The 13336-nt window shown below is 72.6% G+C and carries 18 protein-coding genes; 9 read left to right on the top strand and 9 right to left on the bottom strand.

What is annotated here, in order from left to right; all coding sequences use genetic code 11:
- Positions 1 to 113: 113 nt before the first annotated feature.
- Positions 114 to 1310: a thiolase C-terminal domain-containing protein gene (locus tag ACWCXC_RS01110; RefSeq protein ID WP_450885835.1), complete on the top strand. Its 1197-nt coding sequence runs from the start codon at positions 114 to 116 to the stop codon at positions 1308 to 1310.
- Positions 1311 to 1350: 40 nt separating this feature from the next.
- Here the strand turns inward: ACWCXC_RS01110 and ACWCXC_RS01105 are convergent, their stop codons facing one another.
- Positions 1351 to 1755, bottom strand: coding sequence for a type II toxin-antitoxin system VapC family toxin (locus ACWCXC_RS01105; protein ID WP_450885833.1), 405 nt, complete (start codon positions 1753 to 1755; stop codon positions 1351 to 1353).
- Positions 1748 to 2026 (bottom strand): type II toxin-antitoxin system Phd/YefM family antitoxin, encoded by a 279-nt coding sequence (locus ACWCXC_RS01100; RefSeq protein WP_450885831.1) that lies wholly within the window; start codon positions 2024 to 2026, stop codon positions 1748 to 1750. The genes ACWCXC_RS01105 and ACWCXC_RS01100 overlap by 8 nt, the downstream gene beginning before the upstream one ends.
- Positions 2027 to 2107: 81 nt before the next feature.
- On the opposite strand from ACWCXC_RS01100, the gene ACWCXC_RS01095 reads away from it, so the two are divergent.
- Positions 2108 to 2776: a pyridoxine/pyridoxamine 5'-phosphate oxidase gene (locus ACWCXC_RS01095; protein WP_450885829.1), complete on the top strand. Its 669-nt coding sequence runs from the start codon at positions 2108 to 2110 to the stop codon at positions 2774 to 2776.
- Positions 2777 to 2809: 33 nt separating this feature from the next.
- Here ACWCXC_RS01095 and ACWCXC_RS01090 read toward each other — a convergent pair whose 3' ends face one another.
- The gene (locus tag ACWCXC_RS01090) at positions 2810 to 2989 is read right to left on the bottom strand and encodes a ferredoxin (RefSeq protein WP_450680945.1); all 180 of its coding nucleotides are present in this window, start codon (positions 2987 to 2989) and stop codon (positions 2810 to 2812) included.
- A 26-nt stretch (positions 2990 to 3015) separates the two neighbouring features.
- Positions 3016 to 4227: a cytochrome P450 gene (locus ACWCXC_RS01085; RefSeq protein ID WP_450680930.1), complete on the bottom strand. Its 1212-nt coding sequence runs from the start codon at positions 4225 to 4227 to the stop codon at positions 3016 to 3018.
- Between the two features lie 169 nt (positions 4228 to 4396).
- Here ACWCXC_RS01085 and htpX point away from each other — a divergent pair, with 169 nt between their 5' ends.
- The 6 genes from htpX (at position 4397) to ACWCXC_RS01055 (ending at position 7912) form a co-directional block, all read left to right on the top strand.
- A complete protein-coding gene (gene htpX / locus ACWCXC_RS01080) occupies positions 4397 to 5308 on the top strand; it encodes a zinc metalloprotease HtpX (protein WP_450680929.1) in 912 nt (303 codons plus the stop codon).
- 29 nt (positions 5309 to 5337) lie between these two features.
- Positions 5338 to 5922 (top strand): PspA-associated protein PspAB, encoded by a 585-nt coding sequence (gene pspAB, locus ACWCXC_RS01075; protein WP_450680928.1) that lies wholly within the window; start codon positions 5338 to 5340, stop codon positions 5920 to 5922.
- A 385-nt stretch (positions 5923 to 6307) separates the two neighbouring features.
- The gene (locus ACWCXC_RS01070; protein ID WP_450885826.1) at positions 6308 to 6526 is read left to right on the top strand and encodes a hypothetical protein; all 219 of its coding nucleotides are present in this window, start codon (positions 6308 to 6310) and stop codon (positions 6524 to 6526) included.
- Positions 6527 to 6576: 50 nt separating this feature from the next.
- Positions 6577 to 6708: a hypothetical protein gene (locus ACWCXC_RS01065; RefSeq protein ID WP_450680927.1), complete on the top strand. Its 132-nt coding sequence runs from the start codon at positions 6577 to 6579 to the stop codon at positions 6706 to 6708.
- A gap of 22 nt (positions 6709 to 6730) precedes the next feature.
- The gene (locus ACWCXC_RS01060) at positions 6731 to 7321 is read left to right on the top strand and encodes a DUF1707 SHOCT-like domain-containing protein (protein ID WP_450885824.1); all 591 of its coding nucleotides are present in this window, start codon (positions 6731 to 6733) and stop codon (positions 7319 to 7321) included.
- Positions 7322 to 7477: 156 nt separating this feature from the next.
- On the top strand, positions 7478 to 7912 hold the full coding sequence (locus ACWCXC_RS01055) for a hypothetical protein (protein ID WP_450885822.1): 435 nt from the start codon (positions 7478 to 7480) through the stop codon (positions 7910 to 7912).
- Positions 7913 to 7948: 36 nt separating this feature from the next.
- On the opposite strand, the gene ACWCXC_RS01050 is transcribed toward ACWCXC_RS01055, so the two are convergent.
- The 5 genes from ACWCXC_RS01050 to ACWCXC_RS01030 form a co-directional block, all read right to left on the bottom strand.
- On the bottom strand, positions 7949 to 8596 hold the full coding sequence (locus ACWCXC_RS01050; RefSeq protein ID WP_450885820.1) for a DUF6232 family protein: 648 nt from the start codon (positions 8594 to 8596) through the stop codon (positions 7949 to 7951).
- Positions 8597 to 8697: 101 nt separating this feature from the next.
- Positions 8698 to 9480 (bottom strand): thioesterase family protein, encoded by a 783-nt coding sequence (locus ACWCXC_RS01045; RefSeq protein WP_450680923.1) that lies wholly within the window; start codon positions 9478 to 9480, stop codon positions 8698 to 8700.
- Between the two features lie 195 nt (positions 9481 to 9675).
- On the bottom strand, positions 9676 to 10443 hold the full coding sequence (locus tag ACWCXC_RS01040) for an SDR family NAD(P)-dependent oxidoreductase (protein ID WP_450885817.1): 768 nt from the start codon (positions 10441 to 10443) through the stop codon (positions 9676 to 9678).
- A 617-nt stretch (positions 10444 to 11060) separates the two neighbouring features.
- Complete coding sequence (locus ACWCXC_RS01035) at positions 11061 to 11483, bottom strand: Zn-ribbon domain-containing OB-fold protein (RefSeq protein WP_450885815.1); 423 nt, start codon at positions 11481 to 11483, stop codon at positions 11061 to 11063.
- Complete coding sequence (locus ACWCXC_RS01030; protein WP_450680920.1) at positions 11480 to 11932, bottom strand: DoxX family protein; 453 nt, start codon at positions 11930 to 11932, stop codon at positions 11480 to 11482. Before ACWCXC_RS01030 ends, ACWCXC_RS01035 begins: the two co-directional genes overlap by 4 nt.
- Positions 11933 to 12079: 147 nt before the next feature.
- Between ACWCXC_RS01030 and ACWCXC_RS01025 the strand changes: the two genes are divergently transcribed.
- Positions 12080 to 13270 carry a flavin-containing monooxygenase gene (locus ACWCXC_RS01025; RefSeq protein WP_450885813.1) on the top strand — a complete coding sequence of 397 codons (1191 nt, stop codon included), beginning with the start codon at positions 12080 to 12082 and terminating at the stop codon, positions 13268 to 13270.
- Positions 13271 to 13336 lie beyond the last annotated feature (66 nt).

Below are 13336 nucleotides of genomic sequence, written 5' to 3'. Positions count from 1 at the left end.
ATGCTAGGGGTGAAGCACGGAGATTCCCAGAGTCGCGCACGGCGACGGGGACCACACGACGGACCCGTTCCGCGCGGGTCCCGCTCCCCGCCATCTGATGTACCGTCAGATTCATGCCGACCACTCCCACGCACCGCCCCCCCTCCCCCGGCCGCCGCCGGGTCGCCGTCGTCGGGGTCGCCCTGTCCGACTGCGGGCGCGTCGACACGGCCACGCCGTACGCCCTGCACGCCCAGGCGGCCCGCCGGGCGCTGGCAGATTCGGGGCTGGACCGCTCGGTCGTGGACGGGTTCGCCTCGGCCGGGCTCGGCACGCTGGCCCCGGTGGAGGTGGCCGAGTATCTGGGCCTGCGGCCGACCTGGGTGGACTCGACCTCGGTGGGCGGGGCGACCTGGGAGGTGATGGCGGCGCACGCGGCGGACGCGATAGCCGAGGGCCGGGCCAACGCCGTGCTCCTGGCGTACGGGTCGACGGCCCGCGCCGACATCAAGGCGGGCCGCCGCACCTCGAACCTGTCCTTCGGCGCGCGGGGCCCCCTCCAGTTCGAGGTGCCGTACGGGCACTCGCTGATCGCGAAGTACGCGATGGCGGCCCGCCGCCACATGCACACGTACGGGACCACGCTGGAGCAGCTCGCGGAGGTCGCGGTGCGGGCGCGGGCCAACGCGGCGGCCAATCCGGACGCGATGTTCCGCGACCCGGTCACCGTGGACGAGGTGCTGTCCGGCCCGATGATCGCGGACCCGTTCACCAAGCTGCACTGCTGCATCCGCAGCGACGGCGGCTGCGCGGTGCTGCTGGCCGCCGAGGAGTACGTCCCGGACACGGCGAAGGCCCCCGTCTGGGTCCTCGGCACCGGCGAGCACGTCTCGCACTCCACGATGTCCGAGTGGGACGACTTCACCGTCTCCCCCGCCGCCGTCTCCGGCCGGCTCGCCTTCGAACGGGCGGGGGTGCGCCCGGCGGACATCGATCTGGCCGAGATCTACGACGCCTTCACCTATATGACGCTGGTGACCCTGGAGGACCTGGGTTTCTGCGCGAAGGGCGAGGGCGGCCCCTTCGTCGAGAAGGGCCGCACCGGCCTGACGGGCGAACTCCCCGTCAACACCGACGGCGGCGGCCTCTCCGCCTGCCACCCCGGCATGCGCGGCCTCTTCCTCCTGGTCGAGGCCGTCCGCCAGCTCCGCGGCGAGGCCGGCGCCCGTCAGGTCCGCAAACCGGGCGACCGCCTCCCGGAACTCGCCGTCGCCTCGGGCACGGGCGGCTGGTTCTGCTCCTCGGGGACGGTGGTGCTGGGGCGGGGGTGAGGGGCGGAAAGCCGGAGGACCGGCACGGGGCACGTCCGGCTCAGAGGGCGACCACGGTGAGCATGTCCTCCAGCCCCTTGAAGTCGTCCGCGTTGCGGGTGAAGAGCGGCAGGTCCCGCACCGACGCGATGGACGCGATCATCAGACCCATACGCCGGGGGCGGGGGTTCCGGCCGGCCGCGAGGACCAGCGACACCAGGCTTCCGTACCGGGCGGCCGCGTCACCGTCGAAGGGCAGGGGCTCGAAGTCGGCCACGGCGGCCCCCCGCTTCTCCATCCGTGCCGCCCGCTCGGACGGGTGGACGGCCATCGCCACCCCCTGCTGGAGTTCGGCCATCGTCACGGCGGTGAGCGCGGGGAAGGACGGCAGGTCCTTCGGACTCAGCAGCCCGAGGTCGATGTACGTGCAGGTATCGAGGACGCCCTGCTCATAGCGCTCAGCCACGCGGGCGCTCCCACGGATCGTCGTCTCCGGCCCTGTCCTCGCCGCCGAACAGCTGGTCCGCCTCACGGCGCATCACTGCGGCGTCCACCCTCGGAAGGCGCCGGTGGCGGGCCACCAGCTCCTCCGCGCTCGGACTTCGCCTGCGCGCGAGGGGGCGCAGCTCGGCAACCTCTATCCCGTTGCGCGTGATGTGGAAGACCTCGCCCTCCTCCACTGCGTTCATGACATCCGCGGACCGGTTACGGAACTCCCGCTGCGTAATGGTCTTCATACAGCCAGCGCAGCGCCACGTGTCTCACAGTGCTACATCGTCTCGCCTCTCCTGCCCCGCCGCACCCTGTGAAATGACCCCATGACCTCCGACGCCTCGCACCGCTTCACCGAACTGCTCCACGCCCAGCGCGTCTGGGACGTCGAGCTGCCCGTATTCGACCCGGAGGCGGCCCCCGCCGCGCCCCTTCCCCTCTTCCACTCCTGGTTCGCGGACGCCGTCGCGGCCGGGCAGACGGAGCCGCACACGATGAGTCTGGCGACGGTGGACGAGGAGGGGATGCCGGACGTGCGGACGGTGATGCTGCACGGGGCGGACGAACGGGGGTGGCACTTCGCGACGCACGCCACGAGCGCGAAGGGCCGGCAACTGGCCGCCCGCCCGCAGGCGGCGCTGGGGTTCTACTGGCCCGCGCTCGGACGGCAGGTGCGGGTGCGAGGGCTGGTCGCGGTCTGTTCGCCGGCCGAGAGCTCCGCCGATCTGCACGCCCGCTCGACGGGGGCCCTGGCCTCGGCGCTGGTCGGACGGCAGAGCGAGGTGCTGGGGTCGGTGGCGGAGCTGGACCGCGCCTCGGACGCCGCGTGGCAGCGGGCCGGGGCGGAGCCGGACGCGGAGGTGGCGAGCTGGACGCGGTACGTGGTGGAGCCGCGTGAGGCCGAGTTCTTCCAGGGCGACGCCCGCCGCCGCCACGTGCGGCTGCGGTACCGCGCGGAGGGCGCCGCCTGGATCCGTGAACTGCTCTGGCCGTGAATCCCTCCGGCCCCGAGGGCCCCGCCCGCCGGATCAGCCGAGCGTGATCGCCCGTACGGGGCAGGCGCGGGCGGCCTCGCGGACCATGGGCCCCGGCTCGGCGTCGGGGAGCACCTCGCTGAGCCCGTCCTCGTCCTGGGTGAAGACCCGGGGCGCCGCGAGCGCGCACTGCCCGGCCCCGATGCACACGTCCTTGTCGACGGCGATCCGCAGCTCCACGGCCGCCTCCCCTTCCGCGCTCACCACGTCACCGGCAGTTCCACGAGCCCCTGGACGGTGTCCCCCGGTTTGAAGGGGATCTCCGCCACGGGCACCGCCGTCCGCAGCCCCGGCAGCCGCTCGAAGAGGGCGGGCAGCGCGATCTCCAGCTCGGCGCGGGCGAGGTTCTGCCCGAGGCACTGGTGGATGCCGAAGCCGAACGCCACGTGGTTGCGGGCGCCGCGCTCCAGGTCGAGCGCGTCCGGGGCCGGATACACGCTCGCGTCCCGGTTGCTCACCGCCGTGGACAGCAGGACCCCGTCCCCGGCGCGCAGCACCACCCCGCCGATCTCGATGTCCTCGACGGCGATCCGGGAGAGCCCGTCCGCGATGGACAGGAACCGCAGCAGCTCCTCCACGGCCGCGCCCACCCCCTCCGGCCCCGCCGCCCGCAGCAGCGCCAGCTGGTCCGGGTGCTGGAGCAGGGTGAGGGTGCCCAACGAGATCATGTTCGCGGTGGTCTCGTGCCCGGCCACCAGCAGGATCTGCGCCAGCCGCACCAGCGCGTCCAGCTCCAGTTCCCCGGTCTCCAGCCGCTGGGCGATCAGCTCGTCCAGCAGCCCGTCGCCCGGCTCGCGCCGCTTCTGCGCGATCAGCGTCCGGAAGTACTCGGTCAGCGCCTCCCGGGCCGTCTCCACGTCGGAGCCCTCCGGCCCGCGCAGCAGCTTGCGGGACTGCGCCTCGAAGAACGCGTGGTCCTCGTAGGGCACGCCGAGCAGCGCGCAGATGACCATGGACGGGACGGGGAGCGCGAAGGCCGTGACCAGTTCGGCGGGCGGCCCCTGCGCGACCATCGCGTCGAGGAGCCCGTCCACGATCTCCTGGATGCGCGGGCGCAGCGCGGCGGTCCTGCGGAGCGTGAAGCTCGGGATGAGCATCCGGCGCTGGGCGTGGTGCTCGGGGTCGTCCACGCCGAGCAGTTCGATCCGCCGCTGGGTGGTGGTGGCCAGCCGCCGGGCGAACACCGGGAACGCGGGGTGCTCGCGGTCGGAGGACAGCCTCGGGTCCACGAGCAGGGCCCGCGCCTCGGCGTGTCCGGTGACCAGCCAGACCGTACGGCCGTCGAAGAGCCGGACCCGGGAGACGGGCCCGTCGCCCCGGCTCGGACGGGGGTAGCCGGACGGCGGGTGATAGGGACAGCTGCGGTTCTGCGGGAAGACGACGCCAGGCGTTTCGGTGGATGTCTCTGTCACGGCGGACCTCGCAGGAAGAGGGGGGTGTCGTACCGATCACTCCCACTAGATGCCTGAGGCACCTAAACAACCAGGCGCTCTTCGGCCAAACCACCCGAACGGAGTCCCCACGTCCACTTTCGGCCGCCGAGGAGCACCATGGAAGACAGGCGAGGACTGGAGGGCACCCATGAGCCGAACCCGGAGCCGCTACGCCTCCGACCGGGGGCTGACGGCACGCATGGTCACCACCATGTTCCTGATCGGCCTGCTGTACGTCGTGCTGGTCGGCGTGCTGCTCGCCGTCCTGAAGGGCGCCTGGCCGATCATCCTGATCATCACCGGCGGCATGTTCGTCGCCCAGTTCTGGTTCAGCGACCGCATCGCCGCGTTCAGCATGGGCGCCCGCGAGGTCACCCCCGAACAGGCCCCGGAACTGCACGGCGCGATCGACCGGATCTGCGCCCTTGCCGATATGACCAAACCCCGGGTGGCGATCGCGCAGAGCGACGTCCCGAACGCCTTCGCGACGGGCCGCAACGAGAAGACGGCCCTCGTCTGCGCCACCACCGGTCTGCTCCGCAGACTGGAACCGGAGGAGTTGGAGGGCGTCCTCGCCCACGAGATGTCCCATGTGGCGCACCGGGACGTCGCCGTCATGACCATCGCCTCGTTCCTCGGCGTCCTCGCCGGGATCATGACCCGCGTCGCCCTCTGGGGCGGCTTCGCCCGGGGCAGCCGCAGCAACGACCCCTCGGGCATCGTCCTCATGCTGATCCCGCTGGTCAGCGCCGTCGTCTACGCCCTCAGCTTCCTGCTCACCCGGCTGCTCTCCCGCTACCGCGAACTCTCCGCCGACCGCGCCGCGGCCCTCCTCACCGGCCGCCCCTCCGCCCTGGCCTCCGCCCTCACCAAGGTGAGCGGCCAGATGGCCCGTATCCCCACGGAGGACCTGCGGAAGGCGGAGCCGTACAACGCCTTCTACTTCGTCCCGGCCTTCTCCTCCAAGGAGAGCCTCAGCCGGCTGCTCTCCTCGCACCCGACCCTCGAACAGCGCCTGGACCAGCTCGCCCGCATCTCCGCCGACCTGTCCCGCCCGTAGAAGCGCCCCCGCCACCCAGGGAGTCCCCCGTGGGCCTGCTCGACACCATCCTCGGCCGCAGCAAACCGGTCCGCCCGGACCTCGACCAGCTCTTCGCCGTCCCCTCCGCCGCCCTCACCCTCCAGGCCGCCACCGGCTTCACCCCGACCGGCCTCGGCTCGGTCTGCTTCGCCGGCGTCGAAGGCGCCACCTTCGCCCGTCTCCAGCAGGACGTCCGCGAACTCCTCGACGCCGACACCGCGCGCGGCGGCATCCCCGTCGAGTTCAGCCGCGACTCCTACGGCTACACCTGGCTCCTCGCCCGCCAGCCCCCCGACGACACCGCCGCCCTCGTCAACGACCTCCACGCCGTCAACACCCTCCTCCAGGACGGCGGCTTCGGCCCGCAGCTCCTCTGCTCCCTCATCGCCTTCCACGACGCCCGCGACCGCTCACTCGCCCTCGTCTACCTCTACAAACGCGGCACCTTCTACCCCTTCGCCCCACTCCCCGGCACCACCGAGAAACGCGACAACCCCCTCGAACTCTCCGTCCGCGCCGCCCTGGGCGACGACCTGCGGGTGGAGAAGGACCTGGCACGGTGGTTCCCGGTGTGGGGGGCACCGGGGCTGTGAGGCGGGCCGCTCCGCTACGTTCCGTCTCCGTGACCGCATCCCCCGCGCTCGACGCCCTCCTCCGCCTCTGCCCGCCGCCCGCCGAGCCGCCCCCGGCACCCGACTGGGCGGCGGCGGAGAAACGGTTGGGCACGGGGCTGCCGGAGGACTACAAGCGGCTCGTGGAGGCTTACGGGGACGGGCTCTTCGACCGGACGATCTGGCTGCTCGGCCCGGACGCCACGGCGGACGTGTCCAACCTGCACTGGCAGCGGACGGAACGTGACGGGGTCCTCGAAAGCCTGTGGCTCATGGACGAGGAAAAACCGGACGGCCTGCTGGAGGAGGGGGCGTACGTCATCCCCTGGGCCTTCGAGGAGGGCTCCGGGGCCTTCCTCTACTGCTCGTGCGCCCCGGACAGCACCCGGACACGTGGACGCTCCTCTTCAACGAGGGGCGGGGACCTCTCTGGGAGCCCCACGCCATGCGCTGCGTCGAGTTCGTCCTGGCGGTGCTCACGGGGACGGCCGAAACGGCCTACTTCGGCCGGCTCTACGAAGTCCTGAAGCCGACCGTGCACCGCTTCGAGACGACCGCCCAGGTGATCGGGGCACCCGGGCGGTGACGGCGGCGCCGACGGACGGTGATCCCGGGTCGGCGGTGCGGGACCGGTAGGTGGGTATTCCGGCGGCGGAGGGGAACACGTATCCGCTGAGCCGGCGGTGCGGGGCGCCGGAGTACGGGGACTTCGTGGACGCGGAGTTGCTGCACGGGGTGGTCACCGCCCAGCTCGTGCCCGAGGAGTAGAGCCGTCCGTATCATCGGGTCCATGACTGCCGAACCCGACCGCTCCCCCGGCCGCATGCGTGCCTCCGACGCCGACCGCGAGGCGGTCGTGGAACAGCTGCGGGAGGCGGCGGCCGAGGGACGGATCGACCTCGACGAGCTGGACGAACGGGTCGGCGCCGCGCTGACGGCGAAGACGTACGGCGAACTCGCCCCGCTCACCGCCGATCTGGGGCCCGTGGTCGTGGATTCCGGCGAACCGCTGACGCTCCGGGGCGGCATGCACAGCGTGTCCCGGACGGGCCGGTGGAAGGTGCCGCCGCGCATCGTCGCGTACGGCGGCATGGGCGGCGTCCTGCTCGACTTCACGCAGACGGAGTGCCGACTGCGTGAGATCGAGGTCGAGGTGGACGCACAGATGGCGGGTGTGGTGTTCGTGGTGCCCGAGGGCTGGGGTTCGGACACCGACGCGCTCGATCCCGGCATGGGCGGCTTCAAGGACAAGACCTCCGGCCGACGGCTGCCCGGCACCCCGCTGCTCCGGCTCTCGGGCACGTGTGGCATGGGCGGGGTCGTGATCCGCCACTCCAGCGGCCGGGAGCGGCGCAAGCAGCGTAAGGCGCTGACCAGTTGAGTGGCCCTCACCGGACGACGTGTGGTCGCAGAGGGCGTCCCTGACCACCGCTCACCTGCTGGCGAGTCGACTCGTCTCCCGCGACTGGCTACCATGCGCCACTCGACAAGATCGACAAGATCCACGAGATCGACAACGGGAGGAACCCTCATGCGCATGTCCCGGATAGCCACGGTCGTCGGCGGAGCCGTCGCCGCCACGCTCCTCAGCATCACCTCGTCCTCCGCCATCACGGTCGAGAACGACGTGGCCGGTACGACGGTCTGGCCCTCGGGAACCGGCACCAGCGACCGGTGCGGATCCAACTCGTCGGCCATGGCCTGTTTCCGTCCGAACGGCGACTGGTTCATGATCGTGGACCAGAAGGCCGACGGTCACTCCGCGGTCGTCCGCTGGACCACGTACGACGCGAACACCAACGCGCGCCACCGCACCGGCCTCATCTGGAACAAGGGCGGGGCCAACGCGTACCGGTACATGAACAAGAACTTCGCCGAGGGCGACTACCTGGAATTCGACGTCTGCGCCGGTGAGTACGGGGCGACGTACGTCATCGAGAACACGTGCAACACCGTGGCCGCCTGGGTCTGACCGGCTCACACCGGCCTCACCGGCCGGGCAGGCCGCTCACAGCCTGAGGCCGGGGGTTCCCCGCCCGCCGTTCATCACCATCACGGACCCGTACTTCTTCGCGTCGTTGAGCGGACGCACAGTGGTGTGGAACTCCGTGTCCGGGACCTGGATCGCGAAGAGGATCGCGTCGGCGATCAGTCGCAGGTCCTCCAGGCTCGGCCGGGTGACGACCAGGCGGGAGCCCCCGGCCGTCTCCACGACGAGCACCGGTTTCGCCGTGCCGATGCTCAGGACGACGATGATCAGGGCGGCCACACCCACGAGGGTCAGGACGTTGCCGTTCTCGCCGGCTCCGATGTCGCCGTCCTGCGTGGAGCTGATGACGGCGACGACGATGATCGCGGCGGCCAGCCATTTCAGTACGCGCATGGCCGTCTCGCCCCAGTCGGGCCCGAAGCGGAAGGCGTCGACCACCGTGATGCCGGCCAGCGGTATCGCCGCCGACCCCACCCGCAGGGCGCGGCGGTCGATCCACAGGTCGAGCACACGGCTCTTGCGCTCGGCCGCCGGGAGGGGCGGCGGGAGCGTCAGGGGCGGCACGGGCGCCGGGGGCGGGGAGGGAGGCGGGGGCGGCGGCGGAGACACGACCGTCGGCGGCTCGTCCGGCGGTGGCGTACCAGCGGTACCGGTGTCGTCGGTCACGGCTCCCCCAGCTCTCGTCAACGGAGGACCATTAAGCGGCACAGGACGGTCCGTCCGGCAGACCAGAAGTGGCCAATGCGGCCGGAATGGCCGGGTGTTGCCTACAACGGCCGCACGGTGAGGATCTGTTCCGCCCGGCCGACGGGGCCGTGGACGTCGTGGAGCACCGTACTGGTGAGGCCCTGGCCGGCCGGGCCGAAGACGACCGTGGTGTCCAGGCCGGTCCAGCCGCCCTCCGGCAGGCGGTGCAGGTGCACGGTCAGGTCGACGTTCGGGAACATCCAGGCCGTGGGCTGCTCGCGCACGGCGATGCCGTTGGCGGTGTCGACCAGGGCGATGTACGAAGCCAGCGCGCCCGCCTTCTCGCCCGCGACGAGGTCCAGCGGGGTGGAGATCCAGGCGGTGGCGCGGCCGGGGCGCGGGGTGCCGACCGGGCGGACGTCCAGGGAGGCGATGTAGCCGCCGGGCCAGAGGTCGGCCATCGGCCAGGGTGCGAGGGTGTCGGGGTGGGCGAGGCGGTCGTCCCCGCCCCCGGCCACGGCGGTGGTGTCCACGGCGGCCAGGCACCAGGCGCGGGCCCGCACGACGGGGCGGCCCGCGATGCTCGCGACGGCCTCGACCAGCTCGATCGTGCGGCCGGGGCGGACCGTCTCGACCCGGATCTCCACCTCGTCCAGCGCGATCCGGCCGAGGATGTCGAAACTGATCCGCGACAGCAGCAGCCCCTCCCCCGGCCGGTCCGCCAGATGCCGCTCGATCGCGTGCGTGACCAGGCCGCCGAACGGGCTGAAGTGCACCTCGTCCGTACTCCAGGCACCGCTCGCATGGGCGGTGGGCTTGTAGCGGTGGTCGTCGATGCGCTCGTAGTAGCTGCCGGTGCTCATGGCGTCGTTCCCTCGCGGCCGTACGGATCAAGGCCACCAGCGTGACATCGCACGGTCACCGGCTGGTCGGCGGGTCCGGTGTATGGGCCACGCATGCCCGCCGCGCGCCCGCAGGGCCGGCCGGCCCGTCCGTCCGTCCGGGGGCGTGGGGCACGTATGCCCGCCGCCCGGCCCTGCGGGCGGCCCACCGGACCGCTACGGCAGCTCCGGGGCCCAGGCGACCCCGTTGATGTGCGCGCCGCCGTCGACGAAGAGCGTGTTCCCCGTGACGTACCGCGCGCCCTCGCTCGCCAGGAACAGCGCGACCGGGGCGATGTCCTCGGCCGGGTCGCCGATGCGGCCCATCGGGTTCGCCGCGTTCGCCTGCGCCTCCAGCTCCGGATGCTCCCGCATCATCCGGGCGTACGCGGCGCTCTTCGCCCCCGGGCAGATCGCGTTCACCACCACACCCGTCGGCGCCCATTCGCGGGCCGCCGTCCGGGTCAGGGTGCGCAGGGCCTCCTTGGCCGCGTTGTACTCCAGAGTCCCGACGTGCGCGTTGACACCGTTGAGGCTGCACATGTTCACGACGCGGCCCCAGCCCTGCTCCTTCATGTACGGGAACACCGCCTTCATCGCCCGGAACGGCCCGTAGAACCCGACCCCGAAGCCCCGCTCCAGCATCTCGTCCGTCTTGTTCTCCACCCGGCCCACATCGCCCGCGCCCCAGGCGTTGTTGACCAGGATGTCGACCCGGCCCCACTCCCGTACGGCCGCGTCCACCATCGTGAGCACCTGCGCCTTGTCCCCGACGTCGGTCCGGACGAACAGCCCGCCGGTCTCCTCGGCCACCGCCCGGCCGGTCTCCTCGTTCAGCTCCGCGACCAGCACGTGCGCCCCCTCGGCGGCGTACGCACGCGCCACGGCGGCCCCGATCCCGTCCCCGGCGCCGGTGACGATCGCGACGCGTCCGGTGAGTGCCATGCGCGCTCCTTCTGTGCCGTGGTGACGACGGGGCTCCGTCCTTCCCCCATCCAAACCACCGCGCACATGCCGCGCGGGGCGCGGTCCCGTCCACCGGGACGACCGCGTCGGCCCTGCGGGCTGCGGGCGGGGGTGCGCGGCCTGTTCGGTGGGTGGCGGGTGGTGCCCCTCCGGGGAGACTCCTCAGAAATGGCGTGTGCGCCCGGGTACGTAAGGGGCCCGGGTCGTACGCCATTTCCTGCGGGGACTCCCCTGCGCGCCCCCACCCGGCCGGTCGGGCGTCCTCCCCCGGTGGAACCCGAGGCCACGGACGCCGACCCGCGCTTACGCCTCCTCGCCGGCGAATCCCGGGCCCGCAGACGCACGACGGCCGGGTCCGGGGGCGTGCAGGGGAGTCCCCGCAGAACGACGAACACAGACCGGGGTTCGTACGCGTGGTGCCCGCACGTTCGTCGTTCGAGGAGACGCCCCGGAGGGACCCCGGACCCCCACCCACCGAACATCAGGCGCCCTGCGGGGAACCCGCACCCACCCAGCCCGTCCGGCGCTTGAGGACGGAACCCCGCACGCGGGAACCCCGCACCCCAGGGGACCCCGCCCCACGGGCACCCGCCCCCTCAGGGCCGGAACACCGCCACCGCCTCCCGCCCCGGCTCCCGCTCGAACGTGACCCGCAACGCCATCCCGATGGCCAGCGCCGATTCCTCGCACTCCACGATCCGCGTCATCATCCGCGGCCCCTCCGCCAGATCGACGACGGCGGCGACATACGGCACGCGGCCCCCGAAGGGCGGCAAGTCGTTGCGGTGGACGACGGACCAGGTGTACAGCGTGGCGCGCCCACTCGCCCGCTCCCAGCCGACGTCCTCGCTCCAGCAGTGCGGGCAGAACTCGCGCGGGTAGTGGTGGGCCCGCCCGCACCCCCGGCACCGGCGCAGGAGCAGCACCCCCTCGGCGGCGGCGTCCCAGTAGGGCCGGGTGAACGCGTCGGGTTCGGGGAGGTCGTAGCGGGGACCCGGCGACGGGCTCGCGGCGGTCACCGGAAGAGTCCGATCGCGTGGTCGAGGGACCAGGTCTGCCAGGCCATGGCGAACAGGGCGACGAACGAGATGAGGGCCATCATCGCGTTCTGCCCCTGCTCGGCCCAGTCGTGGATCATCAGCACCAGGTAGAGGAGGTTCAGCAGGAGCCCGGCGACGAGGGCGACGGGGGTGAGGAAGCCGGCCACCAGACCGAGGCCGAGGGCGAGTTCCGCGTACACGACGACGTACGCCATCAGCTTGGGGCGCGGGGCGACGACCGACCGGAAGCCGGTGCGGACGACCGCCCAGCGGTGCTTGCCCGCGACATCGGCGGCCCAGGCGATGCCGGTGCCCCGCTCGAACCAGCCCTTCTTGTCCTTGTGGCGCCAGCTCTCCAGCCACCACAGGCCGAGGCCGATTCGGAGCACGGCGAGCCACTGGGCCCCGTCGAGCCAGACCGTCCGCATGAGGTCCTCCGTTCACCGGATCTGACGGTACGTCAGTTCACCGGATGGCGGCGGACTCCGCAAGAGGCGCGCACCCGTGATCAATTCGCAATCGATTCCGGGCTTGACCGAGACCCATCAACAAATCACGCCATTACGCTCCGAACCATGTCCGACAGCGCACCCCCCGCAGGCACCACCCCGCTCCCGGCCACCACCGACCTCACCGAGGACCGCCCCGTCTACGTCATCGGGGGCGGGCCCGGCGGCCTGGCCGCCGCTGCCGCGCTGCGCGAGCAGGGCGTACGGGCGGTGGTCCTGGAGAAGGCGGCGGACGTCGGCGCCTCCTGGCGCGGCCACTACGACCGGCTGCACCTGCACACCACGCGGCGCTGGTCGTCCCTGCCGGGGCTGGCGATGCCCCGAAGGTTCGGCCGCTGGGTCTCCCGGGACGACGTGGTGCGCTACCTGGAGAAGTACGTCGAGCACCACGGCCTGGAGGTCGTGACCGGGGTCGAGGTCTCCCGCGTGGACCGGGCGGACGACGGCTCCGGCTGGCGGCTGACCGCGTCCGGCGGGCGCGAACTGACCGGCCGCGCGGTCGTCGTGGCCACCGGCTTCAACCACACCCCGCGCGCCCCGGACTGGCCCGGCCGCTCCGGGTTCACGGGCGAACTGGTCCACGCCTCGGCCTACCGCAACCCCGCCCCGTACGCCGGCAAGGACGTCCTCGTGGTGGGCGTCGGCAACACGGGGGCCGAGATCGCGGTCGACCTGGTGGAGGGCGGCGCCGGACGCGTACGGCTCGCGGTGCGCACCGCCCCGCACATCGTGCGCCGCTCGACGGCGGGCTGGCCCGCCCAGGCGACGGGCATCCTGGTGCGCAGGCTGCCCGTTCGGCTCGTGGACCGGGCGGGCGGGCTGATGGCCCGGGTCGCGGTGCCCGATCTCGCCGGACACGGGCTGCCCCGGCCGGACACGGGCCTGTACTCCCGGGTCAGGGAGGGCGCGATCCCGGTCCAGGACGTCGGGCTCATCGACGCGGTGAAGAGCGGCCTGGTCCAGCCGGTGGCCGCCGTCGCCTCCTTCGACGGGGACGCGGTGGTCCTGGCCGACGGGACCCGGGTCACCCCGGACGCGGTGATCGCCGCGACCGGCTACCTCCGGGCCCTGGAGCCGCTGGTCGGTCATCTGGGGGTCCTGGACGACCGGGGCCGCCCGGTGGTCCACGGCGCCCGCACCCCGAAGCAGGCGCCGGGCCTCTACTTCACCGGGTTCACCAACCCCATCAGTGGGATGTTCCGCGAAATGGCCCTGGACGCCCGCAAGATAGCCCGCCGCCTGGCCCGCACGCCCTGACCCAGGACGATCCGAGCCAGGACCACCACCCGTCCGGCGCGCCCGGCTCCCCCGCCACCCGCCCGC

Source organism: Streptomyces sp. NPDC001515 (assembly GCF_053597115.1).
This window is presented reverse-complemented; position numbering and strand designations above follow the sequence as displayed.